This window comes from Streptomyces sp. NBC_00210, assembly GCF_045160975.1.
Taxonomy (GTDB): Bacteria; Actinomycetota; Actinomycetes; order Streptomycetales; family Streptomycetaceae; genus Streptomyces.
This window is the reverse complement of record NZ_CP108120.1, coordinates 3894323-3908995: the sequence shown is the minus strand read 5'-3', so window position 1 is coordinate 3908995 and position 14673 is coordinate 3894323. Positions and strand designations below refer to the sequence as shown.

The following is a 14673-nucleotide window of genomic DNA, read 5'->3' as shown; positions in this document are numbered from 1 at the left end:
CCTTGATGGCTGCTTGACGCCCGAGCTCGGGGACGCGTAGTTCCACGGCGGACCCCTGCCCCGCCCGGCGGCAGGGCAGGGGTCCGTGGATCAGCGCTGCTGGACGAGCGCCTTGCCCGCGCGGGCGTCCGCGGAGCAGGACTGCTTCTCCGCATCGGTCATCTTGCGGCTCTTGACGACCACCGCGTTGCTCGTGCCGTCCGTGCCGTTCGGGGCCGGACCGGTGATGGTGTCCTGCCAGAACCAGTAGTAGTGACCCCACTTGGGGCTGTCGTAGTGGGTCTGCCAGGTGCCCGAGACCTTCTGCATCACCTGGGCGCGGGAGATCCAGCCCACTTCACCGGGCTTGACCGTCATGCCCAGGGAGCTGCTCTCCGAGTGCGTGCTCGACCAGGTGTGGCTGTAGGTCGCCGTCACACTCAGGTCGATGATGCCCGCGATCTTGCCGCCCGCGGTGACCGAGACGCCGGCCGAGTCGGTCGAGCCCACGGTGTCGTTCCAGGTCATGGACTGAGTGGCGTCCGACGTACTGCAGTTGAAGAGCGAGTCGGAGACCTGGCGGAACTCACCCAGGTACGCCTCGCCCAGCTGGGGGGAGTTGAAGGAACACTTGCCCTCGCCCGAGGCACAGTCCGCCGTCAGCTGCTGCAGTGTCGGCTGCTCGTCGGCGACCGCGGACGGGGCGGCCGCCGCCGCTATCCCGCATGCGGCCACGGCTGTGACCAGTAAACGGCCGGCGTACCGCATGGCGCGGTTGTTCGTCATCCTGTTGCCTTTCGCATGTGCTGGGGGGCCGGTGAATCCGCCCGCGGGCAACGGGAGTTGAGGCGCCTGATGCCCGCCGACGATCACCGCCTGTTGCGTCTGCGATTGTTGCGACAACAAGCCCGACACGCCAGGGGCGCGCAACGACGAAGGGCCACGGACCCGGTGAAGGTCCGTGGCCCGTAGGCCCTGTCCGGCCGATCTTGCCGGGTTCGCGTGCCCTGGCACGCACATCTGCTGCGTTGTCGTCAGTCGCCGACGCTCCGCGTGGGCTCCTTCCTCCGCCTTGCATCTGCACGCACCAGACCCTCCCCCTACGCCCTGGGGGCGTGGGGGGACCCCCACTCACTGATCCGGCCTGATCGACCGGACAGGACCTAACCGGCCGTGTACGTCAGGGAGTCGGGAAGCCGGTCGGCAGGCCCGTCGGCAGCTTGCCCGCCGCCGACTTGGTCAGCGTGTCCTTCGCGCCCTTGTCCCACGAGACGACCAGCGTCTTGCCGTCGTTCGACTCGATCGAGCCCATCGTGCGGTCGGTGTTCCCGTCCGCACACTTCAGCGACAGCATCTGCGTGCCCATGTCCGACACCTCGCCGGTGCAGGCGTGCCCGTCGGCCAGCAGCACCGCCTTCGTCCCGGTGACGGCCAGGGACACGGCCTTGCCCTCGGTCACGCCTGCCCAGGCGCCCTCGATGTTCCCGCTGTCCCCGCCCGCGCCGGCGTCGCCGCCCGCGTTCGTCGGCGCCGTGGACGCCTTCTCCTTGCCCGCGTCGTCACCGCCGTCGCTGCCACAGCCGGACAGCACGAGAGCGGCGGCCGCGACGAGACCCGCCGCGGCGACCGATGTACGTACGCGCTTGTGCACTTCTCTGTCCCCCTTGTCGGTTCCAAGACCGCGCCAAGCTACCAGGAGGACGTCCGCACCCCCGGCAGGAACCCGGCGTGCGCCTGCTCACGCATCCGCACCCGCGACAGGCCGAACTTCCGCAGATGCCCGCGCGGCAAGTGATTGCGTGGACGTGGGAGCCAGAACGGCCCGGCATACGTCTCTTCCTTGTGCAGGCACCCTTCTCTTCCTTGTGCAGGCACCCTTCAGGCACTGCGGGAGACGCTGGACCGGCTCGGGCCGCGGCCGTGGGAGCTGTAATCGGAGGACCACCCCGCGTGCACGTGCATCTGCCCGGGCATCTGCTCATGCATTGGCATATGAACACAGCTATGATCCGGGATAGTTGACACCTGCACCTTGCATCCCGGGAGCGACTTGTGCACCACGTGTACAACGGCATGGCGGCCACGGAGCTTCACGGTGTCGTCTGGCAGAAGAGCAGACACAGCAACTCCCAGGGCTCCTGTGTGGAGTTCGCCAAGCTCCCCGGCGGGGACGTGGCGATGCGCAACTCACGGCACCCCGACGGCCCCGCACTCGTATATACGCCTGCGGAGATCGAAGCGTTGCTTCTGGGCGTCAAGGACGGAGAGTTCGACCATCTGATCGCGTGATCGCGGGGAGCCGGCCCACCGAGGGGTCGGCTCAACCCGCGAGAAGCCGGCCGAAACCGGCGAAGCCGGCGGGGCTAGCCGAGGCGGAACAGCGCCCAGACCACCTTGCCGTGCAGTGCCCCGGCCAGCGGGTGCCACCCCCAGCTGTCGCTGAAGGAGTCCACCAGAAACAGGCCCCGGCCCGACTCGGCCGCGCCGCTGGGGTCCGGAAAAGGGGCGTCGTCGCTCTCGCCGGCCGCCCCCGGGCTGTCATGGCTGGGATCGCGTACCGCGCACACCAGTCGGGTCGTCCAGCGCATCAAGTGCAGCCGTACGGGACAGTCCTGGTTCTCCCGGGGAGTCTCCGCGGGCAGCGCGTGCCGCAGTGCATTGGTGACGAGTTCGGAGACGACCAGCGCGACATCGTCGAAACGGTCGTTCAGATCCCACTGCCCGAGCGTTGCCTTGGTGAACTGCCGGGCCCCGCGCACCGCTTCATAGCGGGCGGGCAGGGCGCACGAGGCGGAGCTGGAGACCGCTGCGGGATCGATGGGGGGAAGCCCCTGCCGTAACGGCTCGAGCATGGTCGATCCATTCATCCCCATGCGAGGCACTCCCGGGAATCGCGGCTGTGACGCTACAACACGTACGAGCATGCAGGTGCGCGAGCACCATGGTTCCGAATGCGTACGGCAGATGCAAGGGCAGATGCACGTGCACGCGCCCGACCTGTCCAACCCCGTGCCGATTCTTTCTCATTTCTTCCCCCAATCTCTTTCGCCCCCTTCCCAAGGCCTTCTCATTTCCGTAATCGAATGAGTACGGGGTGAAGCGTTTTGGTGGCAGAATCCCGGGTCTCGGGGTTCGGGGGTGCTCCGTCAGGCCAACCGAAGTAGCGATGAAGAGCGATGGGGAGGGCTGGAGTCGTGACCGCAAGTGAGTCGAGCGGTTCCGTGGTGCGGCGCATCCTGTTGGGCTCGCAGCTGAGGCGGCTGCGCGAATCACGCGGCATCACCCGAGAGGCCGCCGGCTACTCGATCCGCGCATCCGAGTCAAAGATCAGCCGCATGGAGTTGGGACGGGTGAGCTTCAAGGCGAGGGACGTCGAAGATCTGCTGACGCTTTACGGAGTCACCGACGAGGCGGAGCGCGGATCCCTGCTGGGCCTCGCCAAAGAGGCCAATGTCGCCGGATGGTGGCACAGTTACGGCGATGTGCTGCCCGGCTGGTTTCAGACATATGTAGGGCTGGAAGGCGCCGCCTCGCTGATCCAGATCTACGAGGTGCAGTTCGTGCACGGACTGCTGCAGACCGAGGCGTACGCCCACGCCGTCGTCAGCCGCGGCATCCCCGACGCCCCTCGGGCCGAGATCGACCGCCGGGTCGCGCTCCGCCTGGAGCGCCAGAAGGTCCTCGTCTCCGAGCGTGCCCCCCGCTTCCACGCCGTCCTCGACGAGGCCGCACTGCGCCGCCCGTACGGCGACCGGGCGGTTATGCAGGGCCAGTTGAGGCATCTGATCGAGGTGTCCGAGCAGTCGAACATCACCCTGCAGGTGATGCCCTTCAGCTTCGGCGGTCACGCGGGCGAGAGCGGCTCCTTCACCATGCTGCGCTTCCCCGAGTCGGACCTCTCCGACATCGTCTATCTGGAGCAGCTCACCAGCGCCCTGTATCTCGACAAGCGCGAAGAGGTGGCCCAGTACGAAAGGGCCATGAAGCGCCTGCAGGAGGACAGTCCGGATCCGGCCGAGAGCTGTGACCTTCTCCGGGGTCTACTCCAACTCACCTGAAACGCAAGTACGATGACGCGACATCAGCCATACAGCCATCTGCTTCTGCCGTAAGGAATCAGATCACATGTCCTTCTTCACCGAGCTGGCCCACCAGTACATCGATGGCGAGTGGAGGCCGGGCAGCGGCTCCTGGGACATCATCGATTTCAACCCGTACGACGGCGAGAAGCTGGCCTCGATCCCGGTCGCCACGGCGGCCGAGGTGGACCAGGCCTACCGCGCCGCCGAACGCGCGCAGAAGGCCTGGGGCGAGACCAACCCGTACTCCAGGAGGCTGGTCTTCGAGCGTGCCCTGCGCATCATCGAGGAGCGCGAGCAGGAGATCACCGAGACGATCATCGCGGAGCTCGGCGGCACGCATCTGAAGGCGGGCTTCGAGCTGCACCTCGCCAAGGAGTTCCTGCGCGAGGCGATCCAGCTCGCGCTGCGGCCCGAGGGCCGGATCCTGCCCTCGCCGGTCGACGGCAAGGAGAACCGCGTCTATCGGCTGCCGGTCGGTGTCGTGGGCGTCATCAGCCCCTTCAACTTCCCGTTCCTGCTGTCGATCAAGTCGGTGGCCCCGGCGCTGGCGCTGGGCAACGCGGTGGTCCTCAAGCCGCACCAGAACACCCCGATCTGCGGTGGATCCCTGGTGGCCAAGGTCTTCGAGGACGCGGGCCTGCCCGCCGGACTGCTGAACGTCGTCATCACCGACATAGCAGAGATAGGCGACGCGCTCCTGGAGCATCCGGTGCCGAAGGCCATCTCCTTCACCGGCTCCGACAAGGTGGGGCGCCATGTCGCCACGGTCTGCGCGGCCAACTTCAAGCGCGCCATCCTCGAACTGGGCGGCAACAGCGCGCTGATCGTGCTGGACGACGCGGACATCGACTACGCGGTGGACGCGGCGGTCTTCAGCCGCTACGTGCACCAGGGCCAGGTCTGCATGGCAGCCAACCGGGTTCTTGTGGACCGCAGTGTGGAGCAGGAGTTCACCGAGAAGTTCGTCGCCAAGGTCAAGACCCTCAAGGTCGGCGACCCGTCCGACCCGGGGACCCACATAGGCCCGCTCATCAACACCTCGCAGGCCGACGCCGTCACCGCGCTGGTCGAGCAGACCGTGGAAGCCGGCGCGACGGCGCTGCTGCACGGCGGCACCGAGGGCAATCTGGTGAGCCCGTCGGTGCTGACCGGCATCGCGGCCGACTCGCCTGTCCTGACGCAGGAGATCTTCGGCCCGGTGGCGCTGATAGTGCCGTTCGACGGCGAGGACGAGGCGGTCAGGATCGCCAATGACACTCCGTACGGGCTGAGCGGCGCGGTGCACACCGCGGACATCGAGCGGGGCGTACGGATCGCCAAGCGGATCGACACCGGCATGATCCACATCAACGACGGCACGGTCCACGACGAGCCGATCGTGCCCTTCGGCGGCGAGAAGCACTCGGGCAGCGGGCGGCTGAACGGGGAGTCGATGATCGAGGCGTTCACGACGCAGAAGTGGATCTCGGTGCAGCACGGCCGTTCACAGTTCCCGTTCTGACGTCTCTCGCCAGTCTTTCCCTCCACGGACCCTTGCGGACAGAAGCTGACCGCAAGGGTCCGTAGCTTTGTTGTTGTCAGGACGGCAGGACGGCAACAGCCAGGTTTGGAAGGGCGGACATCATGGTCACTCACGTTCCCGCAGAGGCTCACGGCGACGAGCGCGGCGCGCTTCTCTCGTTCGTCGAGGCGCAGCGCGGAGCCATCCGCCGCTCGGTGCTCGGACTCACCGAGGAGCAGGCGGCCGGCCGCCCGAGCGCCAGTGAGCTCTCGCTCTCCGGACTGCTCAAGCATGTCGCGGAGACGGAGCTCGGCTGGCTGCGTCTGGCGCAGCAGAAGCCCAACGAGAAGCAGCGCACCGAGGAGACGTGGGCGGACAGCTTCCGCCTGGTCGGCGACGAGACGGTCCCCGAGATGCTGGCGTTCTGGGATGCGGTCGCCAAGGAGACCGCGCAGTTCATCCACTCCGTGCCGAGCCTGGACGACACCTTCCCGCTGCCCGCGCAGCCCTGGTTCCCCAAGGACGGCGGGGTGTCGATGCGCTGGCTGCTGTTGCATCTGGTCGAGGAGATCGCCCGGCACGCGGGCCATGCGGACATCGTGCGCGAGTCCCTGGACGGAAAGACCGCGTTCGGGCTCGCGGCACTGGAGAGCGGCCAGAGCTGGGGCTGAGCCTGGCCGAGTACTCTATTCAAAGTTGAATAGAAAGGTGCGCGGATGTCAGCGATCCGGCTGCTGGTACTCGGCGCCGTACGCCAGCACGGGCGGGCGCACGGCTACCAGGTGCGCAACGACCTGGAGTACTGGGGAGCCCATGAGTGGTCCAACGCCAAGCCCGGATCGATCTATCACGCGCTGAAGCAGATGGCGAAGCAGGGGCTGCTGCACGCCCATGAGATCGCGCCGTCCACGGCCGGCGGGCCGCCGCGTACCGAGTACGAGATCACCGAGAAGGGCACCGAGGAGTTCTTCCAACTGCTGCGTGAGGCGCTGACGTCCTACGACCAGAAGACGGACGTGCTCTCGGCGGGGATCGGCTTCATCGTCTGTCTGAAGCGGGAGGAGGCGGTGGCGCTGCTGAAGGAACGGGTGCGCGGCCTGGAGGAGTGGCGGACTTCGGTGACCGAGTACTACACGCCGGCCGACGGGCCCGAGTCGATCGGGCACATCGGCGAGATCATGAACATGTGGGTGCACTCGTCGGACGCCGGAGCGGAGTGGACGCGGGGCCTGATCGAGCGGATCGAGGGCGGGGCGTACACATTCGCGGGGGAGGGGGAGCCCTTTGTGGGAGTGCTGGCGGAGGGCGAGGAAAACCCGTACGCGACGGGCGAGCCGCATGAGGGAGACCACGGCTGATCGAGTGACACACGGCACCACGACCAGGGGCGAGGGTCAGTGGTGGAACGCCGTCGCCGTCGCTGCGTCCTTGCTCAGGGGGTGCGGCTGGCGGCGCAGTTCAGGCAGCAGTCCTTGCAGGTCATCCATCAGCAGCTTCGCGAGATCCCCGGAGAATCCGTTGCGGCACACCACCCGCAGTACCGACAGATCCTCGCGGTTCGCGGGGAACGTGTACGCGGGCACCAGCCAGCCCTGTTCGCGCAGCCGCCGCGAGACGTCGAAGACGTCGAAGTTCTTGACGTCCGGCGCAGTGGTGAGCGCGAACACCGGCAACTCTTCGCCACGGGTGAGCAGTTGGAAGTCTCCCAGCTGCTCGAACTGGTCCGCGAGCCGGCGCGCAACGTCCCGGGACGTCTGCTGGACCGCCCGGAAGCCGTCCCGGCCGAGCCGCAGGAACGTGTAGTACTGCGCCACCACCTGCGCCCCGGGCCGCGAGAAGTTGAGGGCGAACGTGGGCATGTCGCCGCCCAGATAGTTGACCCGGAAGACCAGTTCCTCCGGCAGTTCGTCGGAGGTGCGCCACAGTGCCCAGCCGACCCCGGGATACACCAGGCCGTACTTGTGCCCCGAGGTGTTGATCGAGGACACCCTCGGCAACCTGAAGTCCCAGACCAGTCCCTCGTCCACGAAGGGCGCGACCATCGCGCCGGACGCCCCGTCGACATGAACGGGGATGTCCAGGCCCGTGAACTCCTGCAGGGCGTCCAGGGCGGCGCACACCTCCGCGACGGGCTCGTACGACCCGTCGAAGGTGGAGCCGAGCACGGTCACCACCCCGATGGTGTTCTCGTCGCAGAGGTCGGCCGCAGCCTGCGGATCGAGATGGAAGCGGTCCCCCTCCATGGGTACCAGCCGCGGCTCGACCTCCCAGAAGTTGCAGAACTTGTCCCAGCAGACCTGCACATTGATGCCCATCACCAGATTCGGCCGGGCGGTCGCGGGATAGCGGTCGGCGTTGCGGCGCGACCAGCGGCGCTTGAGGGCCATCCCGGCGAGCATGCAGGCCTCGCTGGAGCCCGTGGTCGAGCAGCCGACCGCCGTGGACGGGTCCGGCGCGTTCCAGAGGTCGGCGAGCATGGCCACACACCGCCGCTCCAGTTCGGCGGTGCGCGGATACTCGTCCTTGTCGATCATGTTCTTGTCACGGCACTCCGCCATCAGCACCCCCGCCTCTGGCTCCATCCACGTGGTGACGAAGGTGGCGAGGTTCAGCCGGGAGTTGCCGTCGAGCATCAGCTCGTCATGGACCAGCTGGTACGCCGTCGATGGCGGCAGCGGGCCGTCCGGAAGCCGGTGCGTGGGCGGAGCCACGGTCATTTCGCTGACCGGGTCGGCCTCCCCGAAGAACGGATTGAGGGAGAGCCTGCGTGTGTCCGCGTCCTGCTCGGGGGTGCTGCCCGCGCCCTGGTGGAGTGGCATCGTCGGTGTCCGCCTTCCCAACTCTGGGGTCTCAGCTCTCAGGCTCGTACGGGCTTGCACCTCACGCAACGTGAGGACTCAGGCTGAGGTGCGTACCGAGAAAACGAAGGAGCGCAAAGCGATGAGCTACTCCGTGGGACAGGTCGCCTCATTCGCCGGAGTGACGGTGCGCACGCTGCACCACTACGACGAGATCGGGCTGCTCTGTCCGAGCGGTCGCAGCCACGCGGGTCACCGGCGTTACGACGACGCCGACCTCGACCGGCTGCAGCAGATCCTGTTCTACCGGGAGCTCGGCTTTCCGCTCGACGAGGTCGCGGCGCTGCTCGACGACCCGGACGCGGACCCGCGCGAACATCTGCGCAGGCAGCACAGGCTGCTGACCGCCCGGATCGCCCGGTTGCAGGAGATGGCCGCCGCCGTCGAACAAGCCATGGAGGCGAAGAAGATGGGCATCAACCTCACGCCCGAGGAGAAGTTCGAGGTCTTCGGGGACAAGGACCCCGAGCAGTACGCCGAGGAGGCCGAGCAGCGCTGGGGCGGCACCGCGGCGTACGCCGAGTCGCAGCGCCGGGCGGCGGGCTACACCAAGGACGACTGGAAGCGCATGCAGGACGAGGTCGCCGACTGGGGCGCGCGCTACGACGCCCTGATGGCGGACGGTGAGCTTCCGACCGGCGAGCGGGCGATGGACATGGCCGAGGAGCACCGGCAGCACATCACCAAGTGGTTCTACGAGTGCACGTACGAGTTCCACACAAGTCTGGGCGAGATGTACATCTCGGACGAACGTTTCCGTGCGTTCTACGACGCGACGAGGGAGGGGCTCGCCGTGCATCTGCGCGCCGCGATCCTCGCGAACGCGGCGCGCAACACCTGACAGCGCCCGGGCCCGGGCCCGACGCTCGGCTCCGGCCCGGCGTCCGGCCCCGACGCCAGGGCGGGCCCGGCGTCCGGGCCCATGTCCGGCCGGTCCGGGCCCGGTGCCCCGTTCGGGTGGCTCAGGTGCGGGCGATGACCGCCGCCGTGCCGTACGCGCAGACCTCCGTGCCCACGTCCGCCGCCTCCGACACGTCGAAGCGGAACATCAGCACCGCGTTGGCGCCGCGCGAGCGCGCCTGTTCCACCAGGCGCTCCATCGCCTGGTTGCGCGTCTCGACCAGGGTCTTCGTCAGACCCTTCAGCTCGCCGCCGATCATCGACTTGAGGCCGGCGCCGATCTGGCTGCCCAGATGCCGCGAGCGCACCGTGAGGCCGAAGACCTCGCCGATCACCTGCTGCACCTGGAATCCCGGTACGTCGTTCGTGGTGACGACCAGTACGTCGGACTGCGGTCCCTGTCCGCCGCCGTAATCCTCGATGCCCATCCGCGTTCACCTTCCGTGCGTCTGCTGGAGGCTTGTGACGCACAGCTTTGTCCCAGTCCGCGCACAGTGCATCCTGGGCGGGCCGGTGGAACGTGGACCGGCGGCGATGCGTTGATAGCTTTAGGTGGCCGACCACGCCGAATTCGACGGCCGAATCGACGATCGACCGACTACCGACTCAGGAGCCCGGACCTCGTGACTACCCTTGCGCTCGGACCGAGCTGGCTGGATCCGGACTATCTCATCGGGACTTTCGGCCTCATCGGTGTCCTGGCCATCGTCTTCGCCGAATCCGGCCTGCTCATCGGCTTCTTCCTGCCGGGTGACTCGCTGCTGTTCACCACCGGCCTGCTGGTCACGACCGGAAAGCTCAACACTCTGCCGCTGTGGGCGGTGTGCCTGCTTGTCGTGGTCGCGGCCGTGCTCGGCGACCAGGCGGGGTATCTCTTCGGCCGCAAGGTCGGCCCTTCGCTGTTCAAGCGACCGGACTCCAGGCTCTTCAAGCAGGAGAACGTGGAGAAGGCGCACGAATTCTTCGAGAAGTACGGCGCCAAGTCGCTGATCCTGGCCCGCTTCGTGCCCATCGTGCGGACGTTCACGCCGATCATCGCGGGTGTGAGCCGGATGAACTACCGCTCGTTCGTCACGTTCAACGTGATCGGAGGCGCGCTGTGGGGCGCGGGCGTGACGCTGCTCGGCGCGGCGCTCGGCAACGTCGAGTTCGTCCACAAGAACATCGAGGCGATGCTGATCCTGATCGTGCTGCTCTCGGTGCTCCCGATCGCGATCGAGTTCCTGCGGGCGCGGTCGAAGAAGAAGAAGGAAGCGGCGCAGGCCGGCCCCGCGGCGGACGAGCCGCCGGCCCAGCGCGGCCGCCACGCCAAGCGCTGAGCGCCCCGGCGTGCTCACCGCGCTGAGGTGACGTCCCTGCGCGTGCACAGCGCTGAGCGAACGCCTCTGTACGTGCCAAGCGCCAAGTGCGCGCTGTCCTTCGTCGCCGGACGGGCCTGCCCTGCAGGCCCGTCCGGCGATCGACGCTAGAAGCCTCGCGTCCGCTTCGCCGCGCGGCGCCCGGACGGGCCCTCCGTGCCCGGCACCCTGAGGAACAGCCGGGAAAGCTCGCCTCCCAGGTTCACCCCGATCGCGATGGCCAGCGCCAGCGCCGCCGCCTTGGTCAGTGAGGCGAGGCCCGCGTTCAGGTCGTTCCTGGCGATCTCCAGGAGACCGAAGTAGGTCGCGCTACCGGGCAGCAGCGGCCCGATGGCAGCGGTGACGTACGGCAGCGCCGAAGCGAACCGGTAGCGCGAGAGCATCTGCCCGAACAGGCCCACGAGACCCGCCGCCACAGCCGTCGCCGCGACCGGCGAGACATCCGCGGTGTCCGCGAGCGCCGCGTACACCACCCAGGCCACACCGCCGTTGAGGGTCGCTAGCAGCACCGTGTTGCGCTCCTGCTGGAGCAGTACCGCGAAGCACAGCGACAGCGCCATTGCCGCCAGCGTCTGGACCACCGGCCGCTGCACGCTGTGGATGGCCGTCTCCGGGTTGAGCCCCGCGTCCAGCGCGACGCCCAGATACAGCACCATCAGCACGCCGACGACGATTCCGACAATGAGATAGCCGACCTCGAGCAGCCGGGCCGCCGCGGTGATGTAGAAGCCCGTCAGACCGTCCTGCACGCCGGCGACGAGGGCCCGTCCCGGGATCAGTGTGAACAGCCCACCGGTGATCACCGCGGATGCGCGGACGTCCAGCGGCGTCAGCGTCAGCGCGACTCCCATCGCGGCGGGCGGCATGGCCGCGGCCACGAACTGGTAGAACTCCGGCAGCCCGCGGCCCGCGCAGAGCCAGGCCAGCCGGTCGCCGAGCATCGCGCCGATCGCCGCCGCCAGAAAGACCAGCAGGTCACCGCCGACCAGGACGGAGGCCGCGCCCGCCAGCAGGCCGCCGGCCGCGGTGAGGGCCCAGCCGGGGTACGGGTGCCGGTTGCGGCGGATCTCCGCGAGACGCCGGTAGGCCTCCTCCAGGGAGACCTCCGACTCCTCGGTGCTGATGTCGTGGACCAGCCGGTAGACCGCGGCCAGTCGGGTGTAGTCGGTGCCCCGGCGGCGTACGGTCCGGTTCGCCGTCACCGGATCGTCCACCAGCGACGGCTGGTAGGTGATCGACAGCAGTGTGAAGGTGACGGTCGGCTCGCAGCGGTCGAGGCCGTACGAACGCGAGATGGCGAACATCGCCGCCTCGACGTCCTCCGCGCCCTCGCCGCCCGCGAGCAGCAGCTCGCCGATACGCAGCGTCAGGTCGAGGACGCGCGGGACGGCGGGGCCGCCCTCTTCGTGCCGCTGCACGGTCTCGGGAACGGGCCGCTCGCCCACCGGCATCCGCAGCATCGCCCGCATCCGGTCCTGCCAGGGCGCGTCCCTGGTGAGCCGTACGACGGGGACGCCGTGCGCGGGCGTGAAGGCGGGCGGCGACTGCTTGGCGCTGTACGTGCGGGGCGGGGCGAAGGCTGAACCTTCCGGCTCGGCGGGCACTTCGGGCGCAAGGCCGGCCGGAACGGCGAACTCCGAGGTCGGGTGGTCCTCTTCGGGCGCATCCGGTGTTCCCACCCCGGGCGGCGGGGTGAAGGCGCTGTGCGCCTCGTCGGACTGAGGCTTCCGGTCTTCCGGAACGTCCGGCTCCGCCACCACGTGCTGTCCTCGCTCCCTCTCGTGTCGCCGGTGTCTGCCCAGTATGGGCATGGTCAAGCACTCCGACGCACGACGGGTCCCCGACGGCCTCCGCCCACCGGTCCGGGCGGGACCTGTGGGCGGGACGCACGGCGGGCGGGGCACCTCTCGGTGCCCCGCCCGTCGTCAGCTCGATGCCGGCGTGCTACGCGCTCAGTGCGAGTCGCCCTGCGCCTCAAGGCGCTTGTAGGAGGCCTCGATCTCCGCCTCCGCCTCGGTGCGGCCGACCCAGTTGGCGCCCTCGACGGACTTGCCGGGCTCCAGGTCCTTGTAGACCTCGAAGAAATGCTGGATCTCCAGGCGGTCGAACTCGGACACGTGGTGGATGTCGCGCAGGTGCTCAACCCGGGGGTCGGACGCCGGCACACACAGCAGCTTGTCGTCGCCGCCCGCCTCGTCCGTCATCCGGAACATGCCGATCGCACGGCACTTGATGAGGCAGCCGGGGAACGTGGGCTCGTCAAGGATGACCAGCGCGTCCAGCGGGTCGCCGTCCTCGCCGAGGGTGTTCTCGACGAAGCCGTAGTCGGCCGGGTAGCTGGTCGAGGTGAAGAGTCGACGGTCCAGGCGGATCCGACCGGTCTCGTGGTCCACCTCGTACTTGTTCCGCGAACCCTTCGGGATCTCGATGGTGACGTCGAACTCCACGGGTGGCTCCTCCATGATCAACACATACGTCTGGTGGTTAAGTGTCCCTCACGCAGGTGTGTGATCGCGAAAGGGGCTGGTTCGAGGTGCCAGAGGTCAGGACGTGGCAGCTCGCATCGGGCGCCGCCGTGGTCGGCCTTGCCCTCGCTGCCGGGGCGGTGGCCGCGGCGGGCCCCTGGGACTCCGGTCAGCGTAAGGCCGAGAGGCAGTGGGCGGCTGCCCAGAGCCCCGTGGGTGGCGTACATCACGAGCGGCGCAGGCCGGAGGGCCCGGCGCCCAGCGCACCCGGTGTGCTCGCGGCACTCGGCGCCCCCAGGGCCGCGACCGTCTCGGCCCCGAAGGCCGCCGCCGACCTCGCCAAGGTGCTTGCGCCGCTGCTCGGCGACCCCGGTCTCGGGACGGTCCGTACGGCCTGTGTCGTCGATGTCGCGACGGGCCGGAGGGTGTACGAGAAGGGGGCCGCCGATCCCATGACCCCGGCCTCCACCATCAAGATCGCCACGTCCGTCGCGGCCCTGTCGGCGCTCGGCCCGGACCACCGGATCCCCACCACGGTCGTCGCTTCCGAGGACGCCAGGTCGCTCACGCTGGTCGGCGGCGGCGACCCGACCCTGGACTCGGCCGGACTGCGCACGCTCGCGGACCGTACGGCCCGTGCCCTGCGCGACCGCGGGGTCACCCGCATTCGTCTTGCGTACGACACCTCGCTCTACGCGGGACCTCTCCGGCACCCCATCGGCCCCAATGTGAACATCTCCCCGGTCAGCGCGCTGATGGTCGGCGAGGGGCGGGTCGACGAGAAGTCCACGGGCGCAGCGACCCGCAGCGGCGATCCGGCGGGCGACGCGGCTCGTGCCTTCGGGCGGCTGCTGACCGAACGCGGCGTCGCGAGTTCCGCGGCGCCTGCCCCCGGCCGGGCCGCCGCCGGGACCAAGCCGCTCGCCCGAGTGCTCTCCGGGCCCCTGTCCGCCCTGGTCGAGCGGGCGCTGACCAACAGTGACAACGACATTGCCGAGGCCCTCGCCCGGCAGACCGCCCTCGCCACGGGCGAGGAGGCGAGCTTCGCGGGCGGCGAGCGCGCCGTCACCGGGCAACTGAAGCGGCTGGGGCTCCCGTTGGCCGGCGCCCGCTTCGCCGACGGCAGCGGCCTCAACCGCGAGGACAAGCTCACCGCCGGCCTGCTGACCACGCTGCTGATCCGCGCCGCCGACCCGGCCCACCCCGAGCTGCGCCCGGTCCTGACCGGTCTTCCGGTCGCGGGCTTCAGCGGCACTCTGCAGTCCCGCTACACCGAGACCTCGCCGGGCACCGGTTTGGTCCGGGCCAAGACGGGCACTCTGAGCGGCGTGAACACACTGGCGGGCACCGTCGTCGCCCCGGACGGCCGACTGCTCGCCTTTGCCTTCCTGGCTGCGAACACGCCCTCCCGCGAGGCCGCGCAGCCCGCGCTCGACCGGCTGGCCGCCGCGCTGGCCTCCTGACGTTTCCGGCGATCCGGCGGTTGCCGACACCCCACCGCTGCCGGAGCCGACAACGTACGGTTGACGC

Annotated in this window: 15 protein-coding genes and 1 pseudogene; 8 read left to right on the top strand and 8 right to left on the bottom strand. The window is 68.9% G+C overall.

All coding sequences use genetic code 11. The annotated features are described in order from the left end of the window. Window positions 1-90: 90 nt before the first annotated feature. The 3 genes and pseudogenes from OG729_RS17745 to OG729_RS17735 form a co-directional block, all read right to left on the bottom strand. Window positions 91-765 carry a hypothetical protein gene (locus OG729_RS17745; protein WP_360871249.1) on the bottom strand — a complete coding sequence of 225 codons (675 nt, stop codon included), beginning with the start codon at window positions 763-765 and terminating at the stop codon, window positions 91-93. A 394-nt stretch (window positions 766-1159) separates the two neighbouring features. Further along, the gene (locus OG729_RS17740; protein WP_360871251.1) at window positions 1160-1630 is read right to left on the bottom strand and encodes a hypothetical protein; all 471 of its coding nucleotides are present in this window, start codon (window positions 1628-1630) and stop codon (window positions 1160-1162) included. 38 nt (window positions 1631-1668) lie between these two features. Beyond that, window positions 1669-1767: pseudogene (locus tag OG729_RS17735) on the bottom strand (30S ribosomal protein S14); the annotation flags it as partial. Between the two features lie 264 nt (window positions 1768-2031). On the opposite strand from OG729_RS17735, the gene OG729_RS17730 reads away from it, so the two are divergent. After that, on the top strand, window positions 2032-2268 hold the full coding sequence (locus OG729_RS17730; RefSeq protein ID WP_360871254.1) for a DUF397 domain-containing protein: 237 nt from the start codon (window positions 2032-2034) through the stop codon (window positions 2266-2268). Between the two features lie 74 nt (window positions 2269-2342). Here the strand turns inward: OG729_RS17730 and OG729_RS17725 are convergent, their stop codons facing one another. Beyond that, entirely contained in the window at window positions 2343-2852 is a 510-nt protein-coding gene (locus tag OG729_RS17725; protein ID WP_360871256.1) for an ATP-binding protein, read from the bottom strand. A gap of 321 nt (window positions 2853-3173) precedes the next feature. On the opposite strand from OG729_RS17725, the gene OG729_RS17720 reads away from it, so the two are divergent. From OG729_RS17720 to OG729_RS17705, 4 genes are all read left to right on the top strand, one after another. Next, window positions 3174-4037 (top strand): helix-turn-helix transcriptional regulator, encoded by an 864-nt coding sequence (locus OG729_RS17720; protein WP_360871259.1) that lies wholly within the window; start codon window positions 3174-3176, stop codon window positions 4035-4037. A 67-nt stretch (window positions 4038-4104) separates the two neighbouring features. Further along, the gene (locus tag OG729_RS17715; RefSeq protein WP_360871262.1) at window positions 4105-5562 is read left to right on the top strand and encodes an aldehyde dehydrogenase family protein; all 1458 of its coding nucleotides are present in this window, start codon (window positions 4105-4107) and stop codon (window positions 5560-5562) included. A gap of 122 nt (window positions 5563-5684) precedes the next feature. After that, window positions 5685-6233, top strand: coding sequence for a DinB family protein (locus tag OG729_RS17710; protein WP_405807003.1), 549 nt, complete (start codon window positions 5685-5687; stop codon window positions 6231-6233). Window positions 6234-6278: 45 nt separating this feature from the next. After that, window positions 6279-6920 carry a PadR family transcriptional regulator gene (locus OG729_RS17705; protein WP_405807002.1) on the top strand — a complete coding sequence of 214 codons (642 nt, stop codon included), beginning with the start codon at window positions 6279-6281 and terminating at the stop codon, window positions 6918-6920. Window positions 6921-6956: 36 nt separating this feature from the next. Here OG729_RS17705 and OG729_RS17700 read toward each other — a convergent pair whose 3' ends face one another. Then, the gene (locus tag OG729_RS17700) at window positions 6957-8381 is read right to left on the bottom strand and encodes a glutamate decarboxylase (protein ID WP_405807001.1); all 1425 of its coding nucleotides are present in this window, start codon (window positions 8379-8381) and stop codon (window positions 6957-6959) included. Between the two features lie 121 nt (window positions 8382-8502). On the opposite strand from OG729_RS17700, the gene OG729_RS17695 reads away from it, so the two are divergent. Continuing rightward, on the top strand, window positions 8503-9261 hold the full coding sequence (locus OG729_RS17695; protein ID WP_405807000.1) for a MerR family transcriptional regulator: 759 nt from the start codon (window positions 8503-8505) through the stop codon (window positions 9259-9261). Between the two features lie 121 nt (window positions 9262-9382). Here OG729_RS17695 and OG729_RS17690 read toward each other — a convergent pair whose 3' ends face one another. Further along, window positions 9383-9748, bottom strand: coding sequence for a YbjQ family protein (locus tag OG729_RS17690; protein WP_360871275.1), 366 nt, complete (start codon window positions 9746-9748; stop codon window positions 9383-9385). 195 nt (window positions 9749-9943) lie between these two features. Here OG729_RS17690 and OG729_RS17685 point away from each other — a divergent pair, with 195 nt between their 5' ends. After that, window positions 9944-10639 carry a DedA family protein gene (locus OG729_RS17685; RefSeq protein WP_360871278.1) on the top strand — a complete coding sequence of 232 codons (696 nt, stop codon included), beginning with the start codon at window positions 9944-9946 and terminating at the stop codon, window positions 10637-10639. Between the two features lie 146 nt (window positions 10640-10785). On the opposite strand, the gene OG729_RS17680 is transcribed toward OG729_RS17685, so the two are convergent. Beyond that, window positions 10786-12438 (bottom strand): threonine/serine exporter family protein, encoded by a 1653-nt coding sequence (locus tag OG729_RS17680; protein WP_360871281.1) that lies wholly within the window; start codon window positions 12436-12438, stop codon window positions 10786-10788. A gap of 192 nt (window positions 12439-12630) precedes the next feature. Then, complete coding sequence (locus tag OG729_RS17675; RefSeq protein WP_405811165.1) at window positions 12631-13125, bottom strand: inorganic diphosphatase; 495 nt, start codon at window positions 13123-13125, stop codon at window positions 12631-12633. 86 nt (window positions 13126-13211) lie between these two features. Between OG729_RS17675 and dacB the strand changes: the two genes are divergently transcribed. After that, window positions 13212-14606: a D-alanyl-D-alanine carboxypeptidase/D-alanyl-D-alanine-endopeptidase gene (gene dacB, locus OG729_RS17670; protein WP_405806998.1), complete on the top strand. Its 1395-nt coding sequence runs from the start codon at window positions 13212-13214 to the stop codon at window positions 14604-14606. Window positions 14607-14673: the final 67 nt, after the last annotated feature.

What these genes read in the sequence shown, in the direction of transcription:
- OG729_RS17745 (WP_360871249.1), bottom strand. Translation starts at nt 765, where the DNA reads ATGACGAACAACCGCGCCATGCGGTACGCCGGCCGTTTACTGGTCACA.
- OG729_RS17725 (WP_360871256.1), bottom strand. Translation starts at nt 2,852, where the DNA reads ATGGGGATGAATGGATCGACCATGCTCGAGCCGTTACGGCAGGGGCTT.
- OG729_RS17715 (WP_360871262.1), top strand. Translation starts at nt 4,105, where the DNA reads ATGTCCTTCTTCACCGAGCTGGCCCACCAGTACATCGATGGCGAGTGG.
- OG729_RS17710 (WP_405807003.1), top strand. Translation starts at nt 5,685, where the DNA reads ATGGTCACTCACGTTCCCGCAGAGGCTCACGGCGACGAGCGCGGCGCG.
- OG729_RS17705 (WP_405807002.1), top strand. Translation starts at nt 6,279, where the DNA reads ATGTCAGCGATCCGGCTGCTGGTACTCGGCGCCGTACGCCAGCACGGG.
- OG729_RS17700 (WP_405807001.1), bottom strand. Translation starts at nt 8,381, where the DNA reads ATGCCACTCCACCAGGGCGCGGGCAGCACCCCCGAGCAGGACGCGGAC.
- OG729_RS17695 (WP_405807000.1), top strand. Translation starts at nt 8,503, where the DNA reads ATGAGCTACTCCGTGGGACAGGTCGCCTCATTCGCCGGAGTGACGGTG.
- OG729_RS17690 (WP_360871275.1), bottom strand. Translation starts at nt 9,748, where the DNA reads ATGGGCATCGAGGATTACGGCGGCGGACAGGGACCGCAGTCCGACGTA.